The sequence below is a fragment of the Arenibacter arenosicollis genome (genome assembly GCF_014397245.1).
In the GTDB taxonomy this organism is placed as follows: Bacteria; Bacteroidota; Bacteroidia; order Flavobacteriales; family Flavobacteriaceae; genus Arenibacter; species Arenibacter arenosicollis.
On record NZ_JACLHY010000005.1, the window covers coordinates 1 to 26209 of the forward strand.

At 35.7% G+C, this 26209-nt stretch carries 22 protein-coding genes and 1 tRNA gene; 16 read left to right on the forward strand and 7 right to left on the reverse strand.

Annotation, left to right across the window (positions count from 1 at the left end):
• The 5 genes from H4O18_RS06915 to H4O18_RS06935 all read left to right on the forward strand — a co-directional run.
• Positions 1-204: GIY-YIG nuclease family protein (locus H4O18_RS06915; protein WP_187582797.1), on the forward strand; the 204-nt coding region annotated here is incomplete at its 5' end.
• Positions 205-289: 85 nt separating this feature from the next.
• Entirely contained in the window at positions 290-526 is a 237-nt protein-coding gene (locus tag H4O18_RS06920) for a GIY-YIG nuclease family protein (RefSeq protein WP_187582799.1), read from the forward strand.
• 4 nt (positions 527-530) lie between these two features.
• A tRNA-Pro gene (locus tag H4O18_RS06925) sits at positions 531-604 on the forward strand.
• Positions 605-833: 229 nt separating this feature from the next.
• Positions 834-2078 carry a site-specific integrase gene (locus H4O18_RS06930; RefSeq protein WP_187582801.1) on the forward strand — a complete coding sequence of 415 codons (1245 nt, stop codon included), beginning with the start codon at positions 834-836 and terminating at the stop codon, positions 2076-2078.
• A gap of 869 nt (positions 2079-2947) precedes the next feature.
• A complete protein-coding gene (locus tag H4O18_RS06935) occupies positions 2948-4324 on the forward strand; it encodes a TlpA family protein disulfide reductase (protein WP_187582803.1) in 1377 nt (458 codons plus the stop codon).
• Between the two features lie 347 nt (positions 4325-4671).
• Here the strand turns inward: H4O18_RS06935 and H4O18_RS06940 are convergent, their stop codons facing one another.
• The 3 genes from H4O18_RS06940 to H4O18_RS06950 are packed head-to-tail and all read right to left on the reverse strand — an operon-like array spanning position 4672 to position 5861.
• Positions 4672-5016 (reverse strand): hypothetical protein, encoded by a 345-nt coding sequence (locus tag H4O18_RS06940; RefSeq protein WP_187582805.1) that lies wholly within the window; start codon positions 5014-5016, stop codon positions 4672-4674.
• Between the two features lie 9 nt (positions 5017-5025).
• Entirely contained in the window at positions 5026-5385 is a 360-nt protein-coding gene (locus tag H4O18_RS06945) for a hypothetical protein (RefSeq protein WP_187582807.1), read from the reverse strand.
• A gap of 20 nt (positions 5386-5405) precedes the next feature.
• Entirely contained in the window at positions 5406-5861 is a 456-nt protein-coding gene (locus H4O18_RS06950) for a hypothetical protein (RefSeq protein WP_187582809.1), read from the reverse strand.
• A gap of 147 nt (positions 5862-6008) precedes the next feature.
• Between H4O18_RS06950 and H4O18_RS06955 the strand changes: the two genes are divergently transcribed.
• Complete coding sequence (locus H4O18_RS06955; protein WP_187582811.1) at positions 6009-6227, forward strand: helix-turn-helix domain-containing protein; 219 nt, start codon at positions 6009-6011, stop codon at positions 6225-6227.
• A 157-nt stretch (positions 6228-6384) separates the two neighbouring features.
• Here the strand turns inward: H4O18_RS06955 and H4O18_RS06960 are convergent, their stop codons facing one another.
• Positions 6385-7275, reverse strand: coding sequence for a nucleotidyl transferase AbiEii/AbiGii toxin family protein (locus tag H4O18_RS06960; RefSeq protein WP_187582813.1), 891 nt, complete (start codon positions 7273-7275; stop codon positions 6385-6387).
• On the reverse strand, positions 7262-8035 hold the full coding sequence (locus H4O18_RS06965) for a type IV toxin-antitoxin system AbiEi family antitoxin (RefSeq protein WP_187582815.1): 774 nt from the start codon (positions 8033-8035) through the stop codon (positions 7262-7264). The genes H4O18_RS06960 and H4O18_RS06965 overlap by 14 nt, the downstream gene beginning before the upstream one ends.
• Before the next feature lie 371 nt (positions 8036-8406).
• Here H4O18_RS06965 and H4O18_RS06970 point away from each other — a divergent pair, with 371 nt between their 5' ends.
• The 8 genes from H4O18_RS06970 (at position 8407) to H4O18_RS07005 (ending at position 18010) form a co-directional block, all read left to right on the forward strand.
• A complete protein-coding gene (locus tag H4O18_RS06970) occupies positions 8407-9252 on the forward strand; it encodes a DNA adenine methylase (protein WP_187582817.1) in 846 nt (281 codons plus the stop codon).
• Positions 9253-9260: 8 nt separating this feature from the next.
• Complete coding sequence (locus H4O18_RS06975) at positions 9261-10433, forward strand: metallophosphoesterase family protein (protein ID WP_343065424.1); 1173 nt, start codon at positions 9261-9263, stop codon at positions 10431-10433.
• Positions 10433-12208 (forward strand): ORC-CDC6 family AAA ATPase, encoded by a 1776-nt coding sequence (locus tag H4O18_RS06980; RefSeq protein WP_187582821.1) that lies wholly within the window; start codon positions 10433-10435, stop codon positions 12206-12208. Before H4O18_RS06975 ends, H4O18_RS06980 begins: the two co-directional genes overlap by 1 nt.
• 9 nt (positions 12209-12217) lie before the next feature.
• Entirely contained in the window at positions 12218-13129 is a 912-nt protein-coding gene (locus tag H4O18_RS06985; RefSeq protein ID WP_187582823.1) for a hypothetical protein, read from the forward strand.
• Between the two features lie 1000 nt (positions 13130-14129).
• Positions 14130-14756 carry a c-type cytochrome gene (locus tag H4O18_RS06990; RefSeq protein ID WP_187582825.1) on the forward strand — a complete coding sequence of 209 codons (627 nt, stop codon included), beginning with the start codon at positions 14130-14132 and terminating at the stop codon, positions 14754-14756.
• A gap of 231 nt (positions 14757-14987) precedes the next feature.
• Positions 14988-16049: a sensor histidine kinase gene (locus H4O18_RS06995; protein ID WP_187582828.1), complete on the forward strand. Its 1062-nt coding sequence runs from the start codon at positions 14988-14990 to the stop codon at positions 16047-16049.
• Positions 16046-17098, forward strand: a complete 1053-nt coding sequence (locus tag H4O18_RS07000) for a sensor histidine kinase (RefSeq protein ID WP_187582830.1) — start codon at positions 16046-16048, stop codon at positions 17096-17098. The genes H4O18_RS06995 and H4O18_RS07000 overlap by 4 nt, the downstream gene beginning before the upstream one ends.
• Before the next feature lie 147 nt (positions 17099-17245).
• Positions 17246-18010 carry a LytR/AlgR family response regulator transcription factor gene (locus H4O18_RS07005; RefSeq protein WP_187582832.1) on the forward strand — a complete coding sequence of 255 codons (765 nt, stop codon included), beginning with the start codon at positions 17246-17248 and terminating at the stop codon, positions 18008-18010.
• Between the two features lie 54 nt (positions 18011-18064).
• Here H4O18_RS07005 and H4O18_RS07010 read toward each other — a convergent pair whose 3' ends face one another.
• On the reverse strand, positions 18065-21136 hold the full coding sequence (locus H4O18_RS07010) for a ligand-binding sensor domain-containing protein (protein WP_187582834.1): 3072 nt from the start codon (positions 21134-21136) through the stop codon (positions 18065-18067).
• Positions 21137-21808: 672 nt separating this feature from the next.
• Here H4O18_RS07010 and H4O18_RS07015 point away from each other — a divergent pair.
• Positions 21809-22558, forward strand: coding sequence for a sensor histidine kinase (locus H4O18_RS07015; RefSeq protein ID WP_187582836.1), 750 nt, complete (start codon positions 21809-21811; stop codon positions 22556-22558).
• A 119-nt stretch (positions 22559-22677) separates the two neighbouring features.
• A complete protein-coding gene (locus H4O18_RS07020) occupies positions 22678-23397 on the forward strand; it encodes a LytR/AlgR family response regulator transcription factor (protein WP_187582838.1) in 720 nt (239 codons plus the stop codon).
• A gap of 1 nt (position 23398) precedes the next feature.
• Here the strand turns inward: H4O18_RS07020 and H4O18_RS07025 are convergent, their stop codons facing one another.
• Complete coding sequence (locus tag H4O18_RS07025; protein WP_187582840.1) at positions 23399-25861, reverse strand: TonB-dependent receptor; 2463 nt, start codon at positions 25859-25861, stop codon at positions 23399-23401.
• Positions 25862-26209: the final 348 nt, after the last annotated feature.

Here is a 26209-nt window from a genome sequence, read left to right on the forward strand (position 1 = left end):
ACGGCCGACAGGTATTATGTGGGTCAGACCAACAATATAGAAAAACGGCTTGTTACCCACAATAATGGTGGCAAAAAGTATACCTCCAAGGGCAGGCCTTGGATTTTGATAAATACTTATCCATGTAGGAATCGGATCGAAGCGATTCAATTGGAAGGAAAGATAAAGAAAAGAGGTATCAAAAGATATCTGGACGAAAAGTAATTTTCGGGATGTGGCGCAGTTCCCGCAAAGGTGCGGGACAGACCGGTAGCGTATCACGCCCCGGGCGTGATGGTCGCTTGAAATAATGGATTATGTAGTTTACATATTGTTCAGTGAGACGGCCGACAGGTATTATGTGGGTCAGACCAACAATATAGAAAAACGGCTTGTTACCCACAATAATGGTGGCAAAAAGTATACCTCCAAGGGCAGGCCTTGGATTTTGATAAATACTTATCCTTGTAAGAATCGGATCGAAGCGATTCAATTGGAAGGAAAGATAAAGAAAAGAGGTATCAAAAGATATCTGGACGAAAAGTAATTTTCGGGATGTGGCGCAGTCCGGTAGCGTACACGGCTGGGGGCCGTGTGGTCGCAGGTTCAAATCCTGTCATCCCGACGAACCACTTTTCATGTGGTGGCAAAACACTGTTAATCAATTGATTTTCAGTGTTTTTTGTTTTTATGGATTTTCTTTGATATCATTTGATTTCATATGATATCAAGGTAAATGGTGTAGAGTTCGGTTAATGGAATAGTAAACAAGTTGTTGTAAATTTAGGTAGCATTAAAGGCTATTTATGGTCGTCTTAGCAAACAAGGTTTGTATAATTTAAAGGACGTGTATTATGCGCAGCAACAGCACTTTAGCAGTACTTATTTTTACACGGGACATTACTTATAATCCCGAAAAACTCACTATTTATGCCCGGATTACCATTGATGGAAGGCGTGCGGAAATTAGTTTAAAACGCTACACCTCGGTAAATGTTTGGGATGTTTCCAAGGGAAGGGTTATTGGAACATCACAAAAGGCCCGACTTCTAAATAGTTATCTAGACGAGGTTTATGTGCAAATTATGGAGGCGCATAGGCAATTGCTTCAAGAAGGAAAGGTTATCACGGCACAGGCCGTAAAAGCAAGGTTCTTAGGGCAAGACGAACAACATAAAACATTGATGGAATTGGTGGAGTATCATAATAGTACTATGGTTTCGGTGTTGAAATATGGCACCATGAAAAATTACTATACTACCGAGCGCTATTTGAAAAAGTTTTTAAGAGATAAATTCAATACTACGGATATTAATTTAATACAATTGAATTACCGGTTTATAGTCGATTTTGAACAATATCTTAGAAATTACCGACCTGAAAAGAAAAGGCGTACCTGTAGCAATAACGGAACGATGAAACATCTGGCAAGATTGATGAAGTTGATCAACCTTGCGCTAAAATTGGAATGGTTGGAAAAAGATCCTTTCACAAAATTTAAACTAAATTTTCATAAGCATAACAGGTCTTATCTTTCTGAAAGGGAGTTGCAATTAGTTGAAGAGACTACTTTTAAAGGGGATGGATATGAGAAAGTTCGCAATGTGTTTATTTTTTCATGTTATACCGGCTTGTCTTATATCGATGTCAAGGAACTCATGCAGGAACAATTGGTAATGGGTATAGATGGTAAATATTGGCTGCATACCCAAAGGGCAAAGACGAATGAAATTGTAAAAATTCCGTTACTTCCTAAAGCGCTAGCTATTATAGAAAAGTATAAGGATGAAATGACTTGTATTTCAAATGGCAAATTACTTCCGGTGTTAAGTAATCAAAAAATAAACAGTTATTTAAAAGTGATAATGAAGGCTTGTGGTATACATAAGAATATTACTTTTCATGCAGCCAGGCATACTTTTGCCACAACTGTGACACTTTCTAATGGTGTGCCAATTGAAACTGTTTCCAAATTATTGGGGCATACGAAACTTACCACCACACAAATTTATGCTAGAGTCCTCGAAAAGAAAGTAGGGGAGGATATGCATAATTTGATGTCCGTACTCGAACACAAGGAGCAACAAAGAATCTACTAAATCTATATAGTTCTTGAGTTGGTTGCTTTATTAAAGGTATTCAAAAACCGGTAGCGTAGCGTAGAAGGTTTGAATAGCAAGAGGGTAACACGCTAAAGCGGTGTTACGGTCGCTAAAATGTTGATTAATAGTATTATATTAACATATAAAATGTGAGACACTGTCCTATTTTTAATGTAAATCCGCTTGAAACACCTATGGTCATTGAAGTTTTTACTGTAAATAATATCCTAATAATAATTGTTAGTCTTAAATGACTTGGCTCTGTTGAGTCTAGTAGATTTTAGTCAATTGCATCAAAACACCTTCTAGGGCCTATAAACGTTGTAATATCTGACCCAAACATTGAGCCTCTAACATAATAAAATGACCATAAGTCTTGTTTTGAATTAACCGTGTACAAACGTTTATTATCGAATATTTATTTAATTAAGGCATTGGCATCGTGCTCCGAAACAAAAGCACAATGCGCCCTAATTCGATTTTATTTAACGCTTATCCGCCTGAACGCTATAAAATCGAATTAGGATCCATGCGCAGTTAAGTTATGGTAAGGATTTGGGGCAAAGGGGTTGACTTTACGGTAAAAAACGACCAATTTAATTCATAATTATAAAAGCTTTTTTAAGCTAATTAAACTCATCAGAAAATGATATTTACTGAGAACTTGGTGGGTAATTAGTTTCAATAATCGTTCATTTTACAGAACTAATTAGAAAATAAATAAACCATACTCTTTACATAATGCACCCTTAATAAATAGCATGATGTACTCTGAAATTTTTTTGTATCTTTCTTAAAGTGTTCAATTAAAGGACAATGAATAAATTTAGAATGGACCTAACATTTTTTAATATGAGTGGGTTGTTATGAGTACAAGATTATTATTCCTAATAATCAGCTTAACTGTTATGTCATGTACAAAACAGTCAGGAGGTAACTATGCCATTATCTCTGGAACAATTAAGAATAATAGTTCAAAGGAAATTACAGTTGCGCGCGTAGACCGATCATTTAAAAAGGTAATTTCATTGAAGGATGACGGCAGTTTTTTGGATACTTTGGAGGTCAATGGACCTGTTACCTATGTTTTCAATCGTCAATTCCAGATTTGCCTAGAAGAGGGATATAACCTTCAAATATATTATGACGCCACTAGCCCAACCAGTACTATGGAAATAATTGGAAAGGGATCAGAAATCAACAATTACCTAAGAGAGTGTGAAAAGGTAGGTGATGAAATTAAGGGGAAAGATTTTGATGCGTTCTATAATCTTAATAAAGTGGATTTTAGACAGAAAGTCCTTGACATTAAAAATTCAAATCAAAATCTCCTGAATTCCTTAACCGGTATATCCGAGGATTTACGAAAACGAGAAGAACTTAATATACACTATAATTTTCTCCTACTCCTAGACCAATACCCAGAGGTCAATGTTAATATACTGGGATCCGATGAGGATGATTTAGTATTCGGGGATATAGTAAGTGAGTTGAAAGAACTTGATTATATGGACGATAGTGACTTCCAGTATTCCCAGGCCTATGTTGTTCTTACTGATCAATATTATAATGACCGGGTCACTGACAGAGTTAACAGGGACAACCTTGATAGAGAATCAGCTTTCTTTAATGTAATGAGTGAAATTCCAGTTGGTCCAATTCGTAATTCACTTCTTTATGGAATCGCCAGAATGGATTTGCCCAATTCCCTGGAGGCCAAGACATATTATGATCGTTTTATGTCCCTATCCACTAATGAATTTCATAAAAAAACAATTTCGGAAACTTTCAGAAAAATAGAAAAACTACTGCCCGGAGAACTATCACCGACATTTGTGGATTATGAAAATTTTACGGGAGGGAGTGCTTCACTTAAGGATTTTAAAGGCAAGCATGTCTATATAGACTTGTGGGCCACATGGTGCAAACCATGTTTAGCGGAGATACCCGCACTCAAAAAACTAGAACGTGATTATGAAAAGAAAAATATTGAATTCGTTAGTATTTCTATTGACAAAAAGAAAGATTTCGATAAATGGAAACAATTGGTCAGGGACAAACAATTAGGAGGCATCCAGTTAATCGCCGATAATGCATGGGAGTCAGAGTTCGTACAATCCTATCAAATAATTGGTATTCCAAGGTTCATTCTATTAGATCCCGAAGGCAGGATTGTAGATGCAAAGGCTTCCAGTCCATCTAGTGGCCAATTAGAGATTCAATTCAAAAAATTGGGGCTTTAGAAAAACTATTTAACCCATTTATGTCATTTATATAAGGCAATACAAAAACACAGGATTAAAAATGAATTATGCAAAAGCAAATGCCTACAGGGAGTTAAAGGTTGATTGTGAACAATTACCTTGCATTTTGTTTATCCAAAAAATAGACAATTCTCCACTACTATTAAAAGATAGTCCGTTTACTGGAACCGTCTGGGTCCCTTTTCCCTTTAAAAATATTGGCTTTCAATTCCATTTGTCGTTCTTTTTAATAGTTTCGTTTAATCTCCTTTCACGGAACTAAACAAGCAGCTTTAGACGACTCCAATTTTAATAACATAATAATCCTTAATAAATGTTTGAGATCGTTATTTCAATCCTTCCCTCAATTTCTCTTCTCTATAATAAAGATTTAGATCATCCAAAAGTGCCTCTTCCCCTTGCGGTAATAACCTATTGGCAATTGTTAGTGCCTGACGTATATATTCCTTTTCATACCTATCGTTGATATCATCACATAGCTCCGGGTCGATTGTCTTCATGGCCAGGTAGAGCATGGCTCGGACGGTCAACACCAAATCTACATGATTGTCAACATAAAAGAGACTGACCTCAAACTTGTTTTTAAAGAAGGAGTGGGGCTTTAATGTAGGGTGGTGGTCCAATGCCTGATGTTTTAAGCTATTGATCAGTTTTTCTTCTTTTGGGTTCATAGTTCATATTTATTCAGATGATTTTGTATTGGTATTATCCAAACCGTTCAGCTTTTCGGTTACGTAGTCCATAAAATCCATTTGACTGTGTGGCAGTATATTTAGGACCAGTTCCAATACCCTGCAAACACTGTCATGTTTGGCTACATTTTGATTGTTTGGGGACAATAGCATTCCGTTCCCGTCCAGAGCAAATACACATACCTCCAGAAGGCTCTCTATGATCAACAGCAGATCATTGTTGTCCCTTACCTCTAAGGATACCTTATGATTTCCTAATGGATTACTTGGATCCTGTTTTAAAAGCCCCATAAGATTTTGGTGCAGTTTATGAATGTCGTTCAGGGTATTTAGTTTTTTCTTTTTCATAGCCTGTTTTTTTAAGGTTGTCATTTAGGCTCCGAACCTGGTAAAATATGCCGGATCTTATCTAGGAATTCCATTTCCTCATAGGGTATCATATTGAGTACATAACCGAGTACTTCGCGAATGTTCTGTTCGGGTTCTGGAACAACATTATTGGAGGTGTGTTCCGCTTCCAAAGCAGTGATGCATACCTTTAACAAACTGGAAATCATAAAAGAGGTTTCCAGATAACCATCGGTGATTAGGTTTACGGTATAGAGTTCCTTTTTGGAGGGGTAGCGTTTTATAGTATGGAAATGCTCCTTGGCCAATTCGCTTATCTTATTCAAGATGTCTTTTTCCTCCGATCCCGGACATTCCACTTGGGAAGTACTCTCTTTAACAATAGTGGTTTCTTTGGATGGTTTTTGATTTTCATTGTACTTGCGGTATTCTTTGCTAATTATGTTTTGTTCTGATTTACTGATTTCATGGGCCATAATACATAGTGTGTTAGAATCATTAATATATCTATAGATTATCTAATCAAATCTATAGATAATCTATTAAAATTCCAAACAAAACTTTAGATATTCTATATTTTTCATTAAGAAAAGTATATTTATGTAATCAAATTCAATAGATTTATGACTCCGCTAGGATTATTTTTAACCAAAAAATCGGTAAATCGTGCCATGGTCTCAAGACGGACAGGTATTAGTCAGGCTAGGCTTTCCCAATTAAGTTCAAACGAATCTACTAAACTTCGGGCCGATGAACTCTATTTGATTGCCTTGGCAATAGACATTGATCCTTGTGAATTATTAAAGGAAGTATTTAAAGGACTTAAACTATCTAAAGAGTAAAGACTTTTGGGTATAGATTTTTATTGTTTTTAACCAATAGAAGTATGTGGTGCCCTAGTTTTACTAGATACTTTGAATATTCAACATATGCATTCTTCTGAAATATAATTGTAAGAGGCCTGTAACAATTAAATAATTTTAATTGTATAGGAGGCAATTATAATCTATCCTTTAATAGGTTGATTAGCTTGCTGTGTTTTTCAGGGTTTATTTTCTTTAGTTTTTGTAAGTTTTGCAATTTCCATTGCACAGCAGGAAATCCTTTAAAATTGTATAGACTCCAATCAGGAGTAACGTTTTCAAATTTCAATAGAAAATCTTTATCGGCAACAGTTAAACTTTCATGGATGTTTTGAATTAGTAAATTCCGGGTGGCTTCAAAATCATCATAGGTAAATGGTTCATTGCTCATTCCGTCGAATTGATTGGCCATCGCGGAACGCTGATCCAATAAGTTTGGGAACAACATTTCATATATAGGTCTCTTACTTGCTAAAAGGCAAAAAAGAAATCCTTTTTTTATTTCATCAGCAAAACCCTCATTTTCTAAAAGATATTTAACATCGAACAAATCCCTCGGGTGCTGACGGTCCAGTGCGGCGCAGATTTTACCTCCGTAGAGTTGTCCTATAGGTACCACATGAATGGAGCAAAACGCATCAAACTCCGTTTGTGCTTTATTGCACAATCCAGTTTCTGTAACAGGTGCTATTACGCCTCGCATCGCTTGGCTTACTTCCAGTTTTATTTGAGCTTGATTATTGGTAATTAAAAGCTTGAGTTCTTTTTCTTTATGTGTTATACGAACATTTGGAAGTATGGTTTCAATATTGGATTTGATTCTCGAGAGTGTTTCTGAAATATGGATTAATGAAGTATTCCTATCCTCTACTGGAATATAGGTTAAATCAATATCCACTGAAAGTCGAGGCATATCTCGAAGAAAGAGGTTAATAGCAGTACCACCGTGAAGAGCAAAGTTATTTTCTTTAGCTACTTCGGGTAATACGCTCAACAGCAATAAAACTTGGGATTTATAATTCTCCATTGGCTAGTTCTACTGGAACAGTTATTTTATATTTTGGGTCATAAACACCATTCTTTACAATACTACGCTTTCCACTTCCTAAATTTATTTTATCCATATTCAGGTGTTTTACCCAATTATGGTTGGCTTTTTCAGCTAGATACATAAATAGGCGGTTTACCTTGATGGAGGTACAGTTTTCCAGTAAATCTTGAACAAGGTTTGGTCTTAGATTGTTTAACCCCTCCATTAATTGGTAACATTCTATTAATTCTTGATGTTTTGGTGCTAAAAAAAGACACTCTAACATGGCCCTTGCTGCACTGGATACTTTTATTGAGAACGTTTTGAGTTCTAGTTCAACAAGGCCTATATTAGCGGGTAGAAATGAAGAACTGTGATAATCCAATTTTACACCCCAGTCATGTTGTTTGCACCAGGTAGGCAGCTTTTCTTGTTGCCCACCAAAAAGTGTTACCTTATTTGCCGAAAGTTCCAAGTAATGGGATTTACCTAGTAAAGATAAGGCCGTCTTACCCCCTGGATGAACATATAATCCAGCTTGTTTTTGAAGGGCGTAGAGTGCCCCTTCATAACCAACCTTATCACCGGAACGTATCATGGCCCCCGTTCCTATAGAAGTAAACCAATCGCTATTTCGATAGCGTTTTTGTAGATCAAGGCTGTATCCTTGCTGTACCAGCCAGGAAGATAGGTACACTACGCCTGGAGCATGCGTACTTAATAATTGGTTTATTTTTATTCTTTTGTCAGTACTCATGGTACTAAATTATGTTTTTTTTTAAACCAACACAAGTTGTAGTTTAAAAATAATTGCTCTTAGGTATTTTTAGTACTGAAATTCAATGAAATTTAAACCATAAGAGTTAATGGGTTTTAAAGATTGTCAATAAGAGGGAGGCAAGCCTTTACCAAAGCAAATGTTTGCCATGTTTGTGTAAAATTATTTATATTCAAAGCCAAATTCTTGAACGTAAAATTAAAGTCGGTACAAATACTGTAAATGAATTTCATATTTTAATAGGTCAACACTGATAATCTTATAATTTAACACCAATTAGTAAATTAGGATCTAGTGCCAGGGTTCTTCTGTATAAATTAAATATTACTATATTTATGCACTTTTGAATTATGGAAAAAAATGAAGTTCTTGTTCAGCAGAAGAAAGAAGAGTGTAAACCTTTTCTGAGATGGACAGGTTCCAAATCTTGGCTTGTAAAAAGTGGTATTGATGAGTATTTACCCAAGGAATTCAATTCTTATCATGAATGTTTTTTGGGTGGAGGTTCCGTTTATTTTTATTTAAAACCAGCGAACCAAGTGTTTTTATACGACACAAATAATGATTTGATAGAAACTTATCAGCAAATCAAGGACAACCCTGAGTTGGTAATTCAAGCTCTTAAAAAATTAAGGAACACAAAAGAGGATTATTATAAAATTAGAGGTACTCATTTCATTGAGCCACAAGCTAAAGCAGCTAAGTTTATCTATTTAAATCGATGTTCTTTCAATGGTATTTATAGGGTAAACCCACGAGGTGAATATAATGTTCCATATGGTCGTAGGGTTAATGTTGATATAGTCACAGAGGAAAACTTATTAAGTGTAAGCAATGTACTTCAAAATGTACTTTTAAGGCCATGTGATTTTGAATGTTCTCTTGAAAACATTAAAGAAGGAGATTTGGTTTTTCTTGATCCACCATATACCGTGGCACATGAAAAAAATGGTTTTATTGAATATAATCAAAAATTATTTTCATGGGAGGATCAACTCCGTTTAAAGACATTTATAAGCGAAATAATTAGAAGAAAGGCTTATTTCATTTTAACTAATGCTTGTCATTCTTCAATTTTGGAACTTTATAATGATACAGGAAAAATCTTTAAGCGTTCAAGATACAGTAAAGTTGGGGGTAGAAATAAGACAAGAGGAATGTACAACGAGTTGGTTATCTGCAATACAGTTATTTAGTAATGAAAATGAATTCCTTAAGTCTGGCGATAATAAGTGATCTGCATTGTTATCATAGCAGTAAGAATTGTAATGAAACTTACCTTACTACTGATCTTTTGAGAACGGATATAAATAATCATCCTGTAGAGAGTATTTTGAGACTGATTAGAAATGAAGGTATAAAGGCAGACATGACTGTCTGTCCTGGAGATTTTACTAATAAATCAGATGTTCAAGGATTTATTTCAGGTTGGGATTTTTCGTTGGAAATAAGTAGGGAATTGAAATCCAATGAAATAGTTGCAACTTTAGGCAACCATGATGTAGATGCGTACGATTCCTTTAGTAATTATAGTTTGGATATAGCCAAAGGAATTAGGAAAGGTTTTCCAATAGGAAATGAACAGGAATGTGATACATTTTGGTCTAAAGGCTGCGTTTTTCTGGAAAGGCAAGGCTTTCGAATTTTAGTTTTGAATAGCTCGCATTACCATCATAATAGGATATCAGCGGGAAAGGGCAAGGTTGGCAAGGATTTGATAGACTATGTAGATCAGTATATGACAAAAAATGGCAACAATAAAATTTCAATTGCCTTGGCTCACCATCATCCTGTTAATCATTCGCGATTAGATCTAGGTGAAGATGATATAATTATAAATGGTAGTGATCTAGTGGAAGTTCTAGGCAAACATGAATTTGATTTATTTATTCATGGCCATAAGCATGATCCATTTTTAAGATATTATAATTGCCTTGAAAATAATAATAGACTCCCAATATTTTCGTCAGGAAGCTTTTCTGCTACTACCAATTTAAGTTGGACTTCACAAAGAAATACTTTTCATACAATCCAAATATTTAAAGATGAAAAGAGGTGTAACGGGAGTATTAAAACTTGGACTTTTATTCCAAAAAGAGGTTGGCAAGTTAATAATGATGATAATGGATTTCACGCAAACACAGGATTTGGTTTTAGAGGAGAAATCACCGATTTAAAGAGTAAAATAAGCTCAATAGTGGGGAAGAGAAAAATTGTAGACTGGAAAGATGTCATTGAAAAAATTCCAGATATCAAATTCCTAATACCATCAGAATCAATCGCTCTGGAGGAGATGCTTAAGAAGGATAAATTATTACTTTCAGGGAAGTTGTCAGAAAATCCAGATATTATTAGTAATGTTAAAATTGAAAAGTAATGAGTCAAGAATCTTTGCATACAACGTTTAATGCAAGACATCTTGCGCCAAAAGATGTGGCTCAGACCTTTATATGGTCAGAGAATTTTGGCAAATTGATTCAAAATAATCATTCAATAATTCTAGGGGCTAGAGGCTGTGGAAAAACGACGTTAATGAAAATGCTTACGTTACCAGCTCTTTATAATTGGAAGGATGAAAGAGCAAAGGATATTTTGAAAAATATGCCTTTTTATAGTATTTACATATCCACAGATATATATTGGAATGTTAAAAATCAGACATATGGATCTCAGTTAGAAAAATATGGAACGTTCTCCGATAAAATCTCACATTTTGCAGTTAACAGTAATGTATTTACTTCTTTGTGTGATACGTTTTTAAATATTTTGACTTTTGAAATTGAAAATATAGATGAACAAAAGGAAATAGAGTTAAGTGAAATTTTAATTGAATCGTGGAAATTAGGGCCAACAATACCCAAATTAAAGTTTGTTAAAGAGGCCTTGAATGATCGTGTGGATGAAGTGAACCAGATAATTCAAGAGGTGATTTTTAATTTTACCCCTGGTGAGACAATACCGGATAAACAATATTTCAATTTAAACTTTGAAAGCTCCTTGGAGCAGATTTTACCTAAATTTGAGAGAATTTTTCAATTGGAAGGAGAAAAAAAATGGGCGCTATGTTTTGATGAACTCGAGTTTGCTCCAATTTGGTTACAAGAAAAGTTATTTACATCGTTACGTAGTAGAAAACAGTTTGTTTTGTACAAGTTAAGTGCTAGTCCTATTTTACCTTCAGACCTGGAAAAGTCTATTAGAAAAGAATATGGACCAACCTCAGGTAATGATTTGCAAATGATTAAAATGTGGTCTTCTGGTGATACAGAAGATTTTACCAAAAAACTGATTTGTTCTTTTTTCTCACAAAGCACAGATATTGAAAAGGTCTTTGGTTCCAATGAAATATATAATAAGAACTCTGATTCATATGAAGAGGGAAGTACATTTCACAAACAAATGATAGAATTATTGGAAAAAGATAAATCATTTAGGGACTTCCTATTAAAGAAGAAAATTGATGTAAATAGATTGCTTCCTACAAGTAGTAATAATAAAGACATTCTTTTTAGAAAAATTAAACCTATAGTCTATTTTAGAAATGCCTTTATTGACAATAATGATGGTATTGAAGTAAATTTAAGAAGTAGAAAGAAGGCCAGTGAATTATATTTCGGAATTGAAGTGTTGACAAAGATTTTTGATGGAAATCCAAGATGGTTAATAGGATTTATGAGCCAATTCAAAAATAAGAATAAAGAGGAACAGATTACAAAAAGTGAACAATATTCTCAATTAATGGCTATTGCCAAAAAGTTTCATAATGTTATTGCTAATATACCTGTGGGTAATAATGATTTAACCATTACAAGTTTAATAGAAAGAATAGCTAGTTATTTCGGAGGGGAAATCCTAGGAAACAATTTTAAAATGGATCCTAAAGGAACGTTTGTGGTTGATAGAAAAACGGTGGATAGTTATCCAGGTATCGCTGATTTGATTGAAAAGGCAATTTCTCAAGGGGCAATAATTTTACTAGATTCAGAAAATGATTCATTTGATTTTAACGTGGAAGGAAAGAGGTTTAAATTATCCTACCTATTTTCTATTATTCATAATCTACCTCTGAGAAACTATACCCAAATAGATCTAGGTAATTGTATGACTGGAATTGAAGATAATTTTTCTAACCAATATAAGTTATTTGAATAATTTAGTCGAATGAAAATTAAATTTGGTAAGCAGATTGAAGTCGAAGAGATGGTCAATATTGATATCTCACTTTTCTTATTTGGTAAAAATCACGAAAAAAGAGTTTTTACTGCTTATAACCGTATTAATGCAAATAATAAAATAAGAAAATCAATTGCTTTATTATATAAGGAAGATATTGATGAAAAGGATAGTATAAGGCAATTCGACAGTATTTTAATAAAAAGCCATCTTGACATTTCCGAGTTGTTAAATAGGGAATTGCAAAATTTCACTAATATTCAAGATTTGAAATTAGTTGTTGATTATTCCTGTATGACTAAACCTTGGTATTATACTCTCATTCTATTTCTCAATAAGAAAAATTTAGGTTTCAAAAATATCACAGTCTATTTTGTTTACACCCCCTCGAAGTTTACTAAACCCTTTCCTCCCAAGCCGAATTCTGAGGTAGCTCCATTACCAGGTAAATACATTGTTCCAACCGATAAGCCTAAGGCTTTAGTCGTATGTTTAGGTTATGAACAAAATAAGGCAGAAGGAATAATTGAACATTTAGATCCAAAAATTTCTTACTTATTTTATACAAAGCCGGCCTTAGATTCCGATTTTGTCAGTACAATAGAGGAAAATAACGCTAACCTTTTAAGTACGGCAAAACATATTGTAGAATTTCCAGTAAATAACCTTCTAAAATTAGAAAGGGAGTTAACATCAGTGTATTATTTATTGAAAGATGAATACAGTATCATTATTGCACCGTTAGGTCCTAAACCATTTACATTTATATCTATGCTTTTAGCAATAAAGTTTGACAATATCGATATTTGGCGAGTCGGCTCTGGAAGTGATATAAACGAATATGACAGGGAACCTATCGATGAGAATACTTTTATAATTAGTAAGGTTGTGTTTGAATGATTATACTATATAAAACTTTATTTTGTAGTTTTAAATATATAATCAATACCTCTTCTATTTAATATTGCTTAATTTTGTGTTGCAATAGACATCAAAAATGGGCTTTTAAATATGCCATTTTCAACCGAGTTTAGATATCGGTTAACCGTACTAAAAATTAAATGTAAATAATTGATAATTAACGTGTTGAGGTGTGGTTCTTAGGACTGTCATCCCGACCAAGCAAAAAAGTGATTTGCATTAGCAAATCACTTTTTTTGTTTCCCATGGAGCCAAACGCAGTTTGGGCGAACGTGGGAAACAAAAAAAGTATGAAGGCGCTGGCCTTCGCTTTTCTATTTTCAGTGAGGGTTCATTAGGATTCTGTAAATCCTGTTCTGATAAGTTTGCCAAACACAGTTTGGGCGAACGTGGGAAACAAAAAAAAGTATGAAGGCGCTGGCCTTCACTTTTCTATTTTCAGTGAGGGTTCATTAGGATTCTGTAAATCCTGTTATGATAAGTTTTCCAAACACAGTTTGGGCGAACGTGGGAAACAAAAAAAAGTATGAAGGCGCTGGCCTTCACTTTTCTATTTTCAGTGAGGGTTTATAAGGATTCTGTAAATCCTGTTATGATAAGTTTTCCAAACACAGTTTGGGCGAACATGGGAAACTAAAAAAGTACGAAGGCGCTGGCCTTCGCTTTTCTATTTTCAGTGAGGGTTTATAAGGATTCTTTAAATCCATTATTCCCGTTCGTTAACGTCACAAAAATGGATGTTAGTCGACTATTATTACTTTAACAATAACCTGGTAAACTAATGCCCTATTGCCTAGTTATAATTATTATACACTTCATACATTGTTTTCCTCAATTCATACATGTCCACTATGTTAAAGAGATAGCTGTAAAATAACTTCGTTTGATTTTAAACTGCAGCTAGGCCTATTTGCAAGCTGTTGGGAATATCATCATTTCACGGTCATTTTTAATCTCAATTAATTAAATTTTAAATGTTATGCGTAAGTCAATTTTAAATTTTTCGATTTTGGTCGGTATTGTTTTAATTACCATTCTGGCATGTATGGGCAAATCAAAAAAGGCCGACGAAACAGTAGTTCCTGTAGCAGCCACCGCTATTATGGATTCAACCGACCTTGTTTCTCGAGGGGCATATTTGGTCAATTCGATTGGGTGTGCCGATTGTCATTCGCCCAAAAGTATGGGGGCAAATGGTCCTGAAATAATTCCGGAACTTGATTTATCGGGATTTCCATCCAACGGGACCGTACCTCCTATCGACCTGAATTCCATATCCAATGGATGGATCATGTTCAATCCGGATGGGACCAGTCATCTAGGCCCATGGGGCCAGTCCTTTGCGGCGAATTTAACCAGTGATCCAAGTGGAATTGGTAATTGGACAGAGGAAAATTTTATTCGTGCAATACGGAAAGGTAAATATAAAGGGCTAGAGAATTCCAGGGATTTGTTACCCCTTATGCCCTGGTATTTCTATAATAATTTGACAGATGAAGATTTAAGCTCAATTTATTATTATCTGAAAACCACAAAACCAGTATCCAACATAGTGCCACCTCCCATATCAATGGAAGATTTAAAGCAAAATCTTTCCGCAAGATAAAATCTTTCTAAAGTTATGGGCGTTAGGCAAAAAAAAATACCTGTTTCCGGGAAAAGTGAGACAGGTTTTTGGTGCTGTCATGAGAAAGAATTGCTATTTGAATAATTAGAAGGTAATACCCAATTAAAAATTGACGGTTTATTCAGGCCTTATCCATTTCATACCTATCTTTATTATGTCTGTGGGTTTCGAAAGTTGTCAAATTAAAATAATCGCAAATTTGGAAACATAATGAAAATACATTTACCACAATACAATGGTTTGGATAACCAGGTGATGATTCTCATATCACCTGTATATGCTTTTTTGCTTAATTGTATCAATTTCGGGTCGCAATATTTTTCAAGCCCAGGATATTTTTTATTTGCAACGATAGTTTCATTTGTGTGGTTTTGCCTTGATTTTGTGACCTGTGGTGCCATTGCGGTTTTTTTTAGGAAAAGATATCCCTCCGAGGAGGATGTTCCAATACGCTTGACTTTGATGGTCATTACCTTTTTAATAACGACGGGACTATTTTTAGTTGCCCTTTTCAATTTGTTCGAATCAATACCCTATTTTAATTACCGGTTCAATGAGAGTGCCTTTGCCTGGAGTTATCTGGCACTGGGTATTATAAGCATTTTTCTTACTTTTTTAATGGAAGGTATTTCCCGATTCAAAGAGTGGCAGATAAATCAGAATGAAACTGAAAAGTTAAACCAAGCTTATAGACTAAGTCAGTTGCAAGGCCTGAAAAGTCAGGTGAATCCACATTTTTTGTTCAACAGCTTAAATTGCCTGTCCTGTTTAATACAAGAAGATGAACAGCGGGCTGAAAATTTCCTTGATGAAATGAGCAGGGTATATCGATATATGTTGCGAAACGATGATGAACCCCTGGTAACCCTACAAACCGAATTGAATTTTGTAGATTCCTACAAGCATTTGTTGAAAGCCAGATTCGGTGATGGACTTCAGTTAAAGATAGCAGTTGATGAGGGGGATAAAGTTAAATTTATCGCTCCCCTAACCTTACAAGTGATTATTGAAAATGCCTTCGCAAAAAATAAGCTCTGTAAAAGCGATCCCCTTTTAATCTCCATTAGTTCCAATGGTAAGGACATGCTTGAAATAGTGAACAACATCGAGCCTAAAGTTATTACGGACACTATGGACTTTGAAGCTAACCTTGACAATTTGATCAATAAATATGAATTATTGGATCAGCCGATTATAATTGATGAAGCGTCTGGACAACACCGGGTGATTAAACTTCCCCTAATCCATAAAATAAAGGAGTTGACGCCATGAAATTAATTAAACCACCTAAACTGGAATTGTATTCATTTTTGTTTTCAATGCCATTGATTTCGGCGATTGTAAACTTAATTCTATATGACGATCGACTTTGGAAAGATTATAAGGTATGGGTATGCTCCATGCCACTTATTTATGGGATTGGCATTTTTTCATGGTATTTCCATGTACTCTATGCCGATTGGATAGAAAGGAAATATCCTGAGCTGAATCAGAGCAGACAAAGGGTTCTGGGAAAAGCACTGGTACTATTTTTTGTTATGACCCCCAGTATATTGTTTATACTTGTTATCTATGATCGCTTTCATATATTGGAGTACCAGTTTCAAAACGATGATCTTTTTAAAGGCTTGCTGGTTGGAGTTGGTGTAAATAGTATTTTTGAAACACTCTACGAAGCCGACTATGTTTTTTCAAAAATGAAACAAAGTGCGAGGGAAAAGGAAACTATGCAGGAACTTGCCGTACACCAGGATTTCGATACGTTAAAAAATCAGGTAAACCCACATTTTTTATTCAATTGTCTTAATACGTTATCGTCATTAATAAGTGTGGATAAAAAGCGAGCAGAAGTTTTTCTGAACGAGCTGAGCAAAGTGTACCGTTATCTCCTAAAGAATAATGAAGAAGGCGTAAGTACAGTAGCACAAGAAATCAGATTTATTGAATCTTACTTCAACCTTTTGCAAACGAGGTACGGCGATTCGGTTCAGCTCAATATTCAAATTGACAAACGTTACGACCCATATTTGTTGCCGTCTCTGACCCTACAATTGCTAGTTGAAAATGCTGTTAAACACAATGCACTTTCAAAAAAAAATCCTCTGGTAATCGATATTTTTACAGCGGCTGGAAACAAACTTGTAGTAAGTAACAATCACCAACCGCTAACGGTAAAAGCTACCAGCACCCAAGTTGGCCTAAAAAACATAAAAACAAAGTATTCATTATTGAAACAATCGGGATTTCTTGTTATGGCGGATGAAAAAAATTTTACAGTGGTTTTGCCCCTCATATGGAACCAACAACCAAGTCAGGTCTAAATGGGATAGACACCCTAAACTTGGAAAAACAGTTCATTTGCAGAAAACCACAATTCATACAGTTGTTTGCCCTATCAATTAAATTTTCTTGTTGGTGGATATTGTTTTATGCTAATTTTATAGTAACCTCCTTTAAAACAGCAGAACATGAAAATATTACTTGTTGAAGATGAGGACCTAGCGGTAAAAAAACTTCGAAAAACATTGGAAGCGGTAGACCCGTCAATTGAGGTTATTGGTACTACCGATAGTATCAAAACCACAGTGCAATGGTTGAAAGATAATCCATCTCCTGAATTAATTTTGATGGATATAGAGCTAGCCGATGGTCAAAGTTTTGAAATTTTCAACCTTATACAGGTAAATAGTCCCGTTATCTTCACAACCTCTTACGATGAGTTTGCCTTAAAGGCTTTCAAGGTAAATAGTGTTGATTATTTGCTTAAACCCATCCAAAAAGATGAGTTGGAGGCCGCCATTAACAAATTTGAAAGATTAAAAGGCACGGAACGTCCCAATACTGACTTTGATAGTTTGGTAAAGGAGCTTCAGCATAAATTACAACCCAAGGAATATCGTAAACGCTTCTTGGTCAAGCAGGGCCAAAAACTAATTAGCATTGAAATTGAGGAGATTTCCTATTTTTTTAGCGACGGTAGACTTAACTTTTTCAAAACTACGGATAACCGGACTTTCGTTGTAGATTATACTATGGAGGAACTTGAGGAAATGCTCGATACCCAAAAATATTTTCGCATCAGCCGTTCGTTCTATATTTCAATCAATAGTGTAGATAAAATTGAAGATTATTTCGGAAATCGACTTTTACTTGGTTTAAAACCGCCGGTGGATAAACAAGCCTTGGTAAGCAGGGAAAAGGTAACGGCCTTTAAAAAATGGATGGGAAAATGATTTTGTTCCGCCATTCAAAGCATTCTGTTTTCAATATCAAACTGCATTTCTTTTCTAACGCACAATCGGTATTTTCAATTCTAATATCGAATTGTTCCCAAGTACCTGTAGGTTTATTGCCGTACTGGTAGCTTCTGCCCTTTTGACAAGTTCTTGACGATATTTCAGATTGTTCAGCTGCTGAATATCACAACATTTACTATTGAATAACATTGTGTAGATAAGGTTCGATTTTTCCAATGTCAAGTGAATCTTACACTTTGAAGCGCAGGCATTTACCAAACCCAAGATACTATCCTTAAACAATAAAAAAGCCTCGTGCCTAAATTTCATGTCCAATTGCAATGATTTGACTCTACTGTCCACCAAAATTTCTATCCTACTATTATGACGATTATTCAGGGCATCTATATACTCCCTCATGCGATCAACCGTTTTTCCCATACTGTCGTTGTCAGGTGAAATGCTCCAAAGCATATCATCCATAGAGATAATCATATTGTGGCTTTTAGCGTGTATCTGATCGATGAATTCCGTGGATTTTTGCGGATTGGTCTTTGCTTTAATTTTGGCCATCTCACTTAGAATATTGATTTGATTCAACGCCATGTTTACCTCCCCGTGGAGGCTAGTGGCGATATTGCTCCGCATTTTATGTACCACTTCCTTGCGCTGCATCCGAATTTTATCAAACCAGAAAAAAATGAAACCGATTGCTAGGGCAAGTAACCCGTAAAACCATCTGGTTTTCCAAAATGGTGTTCCTACCGTAATGTTCAGCATTAAAGGATTTGTACCTTCCTCACCTTCAGCATTAATTGAATTTGCCTGAAATTGATATGAACCTGGTGGTAGATATGGGTAAATTAGTTGCTTGGATAGATCCGCTGTTTTCCATTCATTATCAAGGCCCTCCAATTTATATTTTATGCCATAAGGGGTGTTGTATGACATTGTAGAGAGGTCAATGGAAATGGAATTTTGGTTGTGGGTCAATTCTATTGATTGAAGTCGTAACAATGAATCCACGGACAAGGATCGGTTAGTTACCTTGAAATCGGTTATATTCACAACTGGATAACTTGTGTTGATTTTAATAGTATTTGGGTTAAAGACGACCATACTTTCAGAAGCACCAAAAATCATTCTTCCATCTGGCAGGAGATGCGAGGCCGAAATCACGAAAAAGTCATTTCTGATACCATCCTTCCTGTTGAATTTCACAAAAATCCTGTTCTTTACATTCACTCGGGACAATCCCCCAGTGGAAGACACCCACAGATACCCGGCACTGTCTTTTTCCATGGATTTAATAAATCCGGGAAGGTCTTTATCATGTCCAAGAACGGACAGTTTTTGTTGTACCTTATTGTAAAGCAGTAAATTGGTACTTGTGCCTATCACGACTAGGCTATCATTGTAATCTAGTATCGTGGAAACCATTTGATCGGACAATTTCAGTCCGTTAGTGGCTTTGTCATGAAAATGATGGACCACGGAATCGGTTTTTGGGTCAATTACGTATAAGCCTTTGGTATGTGTGCCCACCCATACAAACCCTTTGTTATCTATTATAATTTTATTGATTCGTGTTTCTGGGGTAGGCAAAAAATGGGTAATACCTTGTTCAAAATCGATTTCTCCCTTTTTTGCATACCATTTGTATACACCATGGTCCTGTAAACCAAGCCATAGATTCCCCTCTTTGTCTTCCTCAATCTCGCGAATCCTACTTCTCAACATGGGAAGTTGATAAAACTTTACCTGCCTCTTTTGTTGATCATATTTGTAGATACCATTCTTGACAGCCATCCAAATAATCTTGTCTTTACGAGATTGGCACATACGGACTATAGTATTTATCTCATTGGCCTTAAACCCCTTTATGCCCAATGGCAGCGGTTTAAGGTCATGGTCATAGCGATATAGATGGTCGTTCCAGACCCCTACTAAAATACTGCCGTCAAGATCGTGCATGAAGGTTATGGGGGCACCGGTACCAAGTTTGCCGACAAGTTTGGAGGTGTACCCTATATTGGTGAAAAATTCTTCGGACGGATTAAAACGAAATATTCCGTTATTTCCTGTAGTAACCCAAATATTGTGTTCCCTACCTTCATTAATGCTAGTGATCACAATGAACTCAATGCTGCGGTCGTCCACATAGCCATTAAATACTTGTTGAAATTGCTTTTCCTTTTCAAGATATTTTGCAAAAATATTGATACCCGAAATCCATATACTGCCATCTTTCTGTTCCAAGAAATGATGTATTTCATGGTATCGGGGTACTTGTTCCAGAAAACCATAATTGTTAAGTATTGTTTCCTGTTTGTTTAGGTCATAGCAATATAAATAGTGCAGCCCATCATCAATATTGACAAGCCACACTCTGTCTCTCCCATCAAAAAATAATTTATTCGGGTTTGTAGAGGTTTTAAAGTGTTCGATTAGTATTTCCTGACCAATATTATTACCGTTATAGCTTAAATGACCCATGCTCAGATCGTAAACCGCAAGACCGTAATCTGATAGGCACATCCAGTATTTTTTAGTTCCTTTCTGTGGAATAAAATCTACAATTCTCCATTCAGATTTTGGCTCGAAGAAATTATGGGCGGCCGAGAATTGGTTCTTATCTTTATTATAAGTTAGTAATTCTTCCCCCGGGACCAATAAAAAAACAGTTCCATCATCGTCAGTTATCAGTTTTTTGGGCACGGTAAGCGAACTCAGCAATAATCCTGTTTTTACCTCAACACGGGCTTCATTTACAGTAAATGATTGGGTATCAAATACCCCTACTTCGCCATCTAGGGTAAGTATCCAGAAATTTCTATTCTTATCTATAAGTATTTGTAAAATTGCTTTTGATAGGAGAGAGGAAGAATCGTTCTCCACTTGTCCAAAATTCTTAAAGCGAATACCATCATATCGTTGCAGCCCCTCGTTGGTGCCGATCCAGATAAAGCCCTCATCATCTTGAACGGTGCAATTTACCTGGTAAGAAAGAAGCCCGGATTCTATTGTATAATGGGTAAAATTATAACGCTTTGGTTCAGGCATTTGGGCAAAGCCTGCCAAAGTATAAATCGCAATCGAAATATATAAAGCTATATTTTTCAAATGCCATTATTTAGAGTTTACAAATTTAGTGAACTATCCCCATAACTTAACTTAAACTATTCGGCTTTTAATTAATTTTACATGGGTTTTTATCCAATTTGAGAAGTCTATTGCTCAAAAAGGCTTTAATTACTCGCAAAATATTTTAAGTTAATTCACTTAATAACATAAATGCAATTACCTAATTGTTTGATACTTGATGTACAAAGGACCAGGTTCAATTGACAAATGGATAGACCGCTCAATATTAATCTTCCATCTACGAAAATTGGTTGTTCGTCATCAAATTTTTTGATGTGGAGTATATTTATTAATTTTAATAGAGACTTTTTGTATACGGAACTTATGGCTACCCTGCGTCGATTCCAAGATTCCATCAGCCTGAAAACAATTGGGCTACACCTAATTTTTTGGGCCTTGATCGTCACCTATTTTGCATGGGGCTTCGGCTTCAATGTCAATCCAAAAATGTCTTTTATCAATTCTCTTTATTTTTTACCGGGGCATATTATTATGGTGTATTCCCTACTCTATTTTTTGGTGCCAAGATTCCTTCTTAAAAACAAATTTTTGCATTTTTTTGTCGGGCTGTCAGTTGTATTGTTGTTCTGTATTGTTTATACTATTTTGGCCCAACTACAATAGTCATCTGATATAGATAGTTTTAAGGGAATGACCATGACAGTGGGTAGAAACGTACTGCCTTTTTTACATGTTGCGGGAATCGCTTTATCAATTAAGTTGTTAAAATACTGGTATTTGCAAAGGAAGCGTACCATTGAAGCCGAACAACAGAAAACGGTTGCGGAACTAAAACTGTTGAAGGCGCAGTTACATCCCCATTTTTTATTCAATACCCTTAATAATCTGTATTCACATACCTTGGAATCGTCACCCAGATCTCCAGAGATCGTGATGAAACTTTCCGGTCTCCTGCGGTTTATGATCTATGATAGCAACGTCCCTAAAATCTCCCTGGTCAAGGAGATTGAATTGTTACAGAACTATATATCTCTCGAAAAATTGCGTTATGGTGAAAGATTGGACCTGTCCCTAACGATTACCGGCGACATTGGGAAATATCAGATTGCTCCGTTGCTATTGCTTCCTTTTTTGGAAAACGCCTTTAAACACGGAACCAGTAGGCAGATAGACACCTGTTGGATAAGTTTTCATCTTTCCATGGAGGGTTTCAAAATGTGCTTCAAATTGGTGAACAGTGTAGACCCTGAAGAGGCAAAAACCAGAATGGGAGGATTGGGGCTTCAAAATGTAAGACAAAGACTGGAGCTATTATATAAACATAATCATACATTGGAAACTGTGATGTTGGACGAAGTGTTTGTGGTAAGCCTTGAAATCAATTTGGAAGAATTGGAGAAACAATATGAGGATGAGTTGGTTTTGAACCTAGCCAATTAAATGAGATTTTGAACGGTACCTTAAGAATTATAGATAGTAACCCAACTAGAATTTAAAGTTCTAGTGCACCTAAACTATAGGAATACCTGATGTCATAAAAAACTAATAACAATTGACCGATGAAATATAATTGTATAATTGTAGATGATGAGCCCCATGCGATCAAGATTCTTGAAAGCTACATAAGTTCTTTAGATCAACTAAAGATTGTTGGGACTTGTAATAACGGTTTCAGAGCAATCAATATTTTGAACAACCAAAAGGTTGATCTGATTTTTCTAGATATCAATATGCCAAAATTGTTGGGCACACAGCTTTTAAAGACACTTCAATCCCCCCCTAAGGTTATTTTTACCACCGCCCATAAAGATTACGCTATCGAGGCTTTTGAACTGGATGCTATTGATTATCTGTTAAAACCTATTTCCTTTGAGCGGTTCTTAAAGGCGGTTAACAAGTTTTGCCAAACCACCATGGTTGATGTGGCTCTTGCTGACCATGGCCCGGGGTTTTTATATTTTAGGTCCGATCGGAAAATGGTAAAAGTATTTTTAGAGGATATTCTTTACATAGAAAGTTATAAGGATTATATAGTAATCCATAAAAAAACGGATATGGTCAAGGTAAAGCTTACGATCAGTGCCGTTGAAAAAATGTTGCCACAGAATTTATTTTTGCGGATACATCGTTCTTTTGTGGTTGCTATCAACCAAGTAACCGCGTATACAAAATACGATGTTGAAATTGGTAAAATAGAACTGCCGATCGGTAGAAGCTTTTCCTCAATAATTAAAAGGTTAACGGACAATACCTCAATCATTTTAAGCCTTGAGGATTGATCTATTCATTTAAAAGCGATAATTTTATCTCTAGACCAAAAGTGGTTTCGGTAGGGGCTGTGACTACAAATTCATAGTTGCCTTTGCCTATAATATTATTCACATATACGCCTAAATTAAGAGTTTTTGAAAGCTGGTAGTTGCCATTGGCACTAAGGTAAAACCCACCTAATGGTCCGTAATTCCACTGGTCGCCCACCCGTTGGCCTTCAATTACCGGAGATCCGTTGTAGATGTTATTTATATTGGTTTTGGCCGCCACATTCCTACCTGAAAAGAAATCATACTTTTGGACCCAGCGTGCAAAAAGGGTAGCGTAAAATTTGTTGTTGTGTGTATTAAATGCAGCACTTAACTTATTTTTGGGTGTATTGACCGAAAGGTCATTGTCCGTAACTTTTCCGTCAAAATTTCCGTCATTTTTTAAATTGTGCTTGTCTAGCGAATAATCAAAATATGAATAGTTTAGGGAAAGATTATAATTATTTGAAAAATAATAATTTAGGCCAAAGTCAAAACCATAAGTCCGTACTTCCCCAAAATTTATGTTGGTATTTATGACTGCTCCAGGGTCAAGCATTCCTGGAGCTATACCTTGGGTGAAATCGGTTATCGGCCGATTGCCTCTATGGGTGACCACAGGACCACCTGAAGTGCCTTGTGGCGCGATATTAAAAATTGGGCCAATCATATCTTCAGACCAGTTGTAATAAACGTCTAAATCCATAAATAATTTACAGTCAAAAACAATACGCTTATAGCCAAGTTCCAAGGTGCGGATAGTTTCAGGGCGGATGGGGTCTATTTTGGAACCATCTGATAAAGTAAAGCCGTCACTATTCCCTAAAACAATTCCACCTGCCAACGTTAGGTGAGTGTTTATAAGGGTAGGGGCAGTATACCCCTCACCAAAGGTTATTCGCCAAGTTCCCTCATTTTTTGTATAGGTGATGCCTGCTTTGGGTAAAAAGTTATTACCGTATAAACTGTGACGATCTCCCCTGGCTGTAAAAAGTAATTTCAGCCCGGTTTCATTTAGGTCGTATATCAATTGGCCATATATGCCCAATTGGTTTAATTCTATAGGGCCATCCTCATCCAGCAAATAAGTATGGTTGCTAAAGGCATTTTCCTTTTGATACTGGGCACCAATTACAAAATTAGTATTACCCAATGTATTATTATATTGTAACTCGGCATTATTACGATATGAATCTTCCTCTATGCTGGCTGCCTGGGGACCTTTCTTTGAATTTACAAACGCTTCACTTTCAGACAGCCCTTGGTTAATAAGCATATAGTAATTCTTAGTTCGGGCTAATACATTGGTGGAGTTATCCAATATGATCCACGTATTGTAAAATTGAACAAACCAGTGGGGGGATTTATATGTTGCCTGCAGACTTGAATTGTTCCAATCTTTTAGATTATTTCTGCCCGCACCCCCAACGGAAATACTGTTGTTGAGATTTAGGGCATATGTCAGACCTATTTCGCTATCTTCCGATGGTCTATGAAATATCGAGGCTAATCCTTTGACAAATGAAACGTTCCTATCCACTCCAACTTCTTTTTTTCCTAAAAATTCTCCTGGAGTAGAAGTAGCTACATAAATTGAATCCGTAAATTCAGCTTCTCTTCCCGATATATATTCCGAGGTAATTTTATAGGCCCATTTGTTATTTAAAACTTTTGCATGACGCAATCTTGCCGTATATAATTCATTGGAACCGGTACCCAAAATAACATCTGTTCCACGATATTTAAAAGGTGATTTGGAAATGGTATTGAACAGACCATTTAAACAGTTGGGGCCATATAGAGCAGAGGATGGGCCCAACACAATTTCTACACGTTCTATATCTTCCTTAACAAAAGCACTCATTGGACCAACTGGCGTCCGAATACGGGTATGTGCAATTCTGTTATCGTCTAGGATTAGCATTTTTTGGTTGAAGGAACTGTTAAAACCCCGGATGCTAATAGCACCCCAAAAATTGCCGATTCGGGTAAAATCCACACCTTTTTGTAAGGCGAATAATTCCTCTGGACTTCCGACAATATTCTCTAATTGCCTTGCATTGATCAAATTTATGGAAGCAGGGGCTTGGGTAATTTTTTCAAGTCTTCTTGAGCCAGAAACGACCGCTTCATCCATTATCTCATATAAAGAAATTAATATTATTTCGCCTAGATTCTTCATTTCATTATGAATGGATACATTCAGTATCTTTCTGGAATAGCCAATGGAAGAAAATATGACGGCATAATTGCCATTTTCAAGTTCAAGTTCAAAATAACCTTCAGGATTACTGTTTGTACCCGTGTTAAAAATTTGCAAATAGATATTTACATCAGATAATCCATTTCCCTTTTCATCGACAATTCGGCCTTTCAGTCCCGTTTGTCCATAAATGATGCATGTAGAAGCTAAGAGCACGAATTTAAAAGCGAAAAGTTTCATCCCAGATTGGATTATATGATGAAATCATTAAAACTCTATAGTTTTGAACCGAATCAACAAACAAAGGGGGGGGTGCGTTGTAATCAAGCCAGTATTAGCTTGAATTACGGAATCTATAATTGTTTAAAATCGCAGGGAGATCAATACATATGTTGTTCAATAAAATTAGTGAAATTTATTCTATAATCATCATTTCGATAAATCAATTTATTAACGCTCCCCTGGCCAGTTTTTCCAAGGTATCAGATTGAAAACGAAAGGAATAAGGAGGTGTATTTGACAGTCGATATAAAAAAATATCATTGGAATACTTGTTGTCTTTATCGAAGATAAAAGACGATTTTTCAT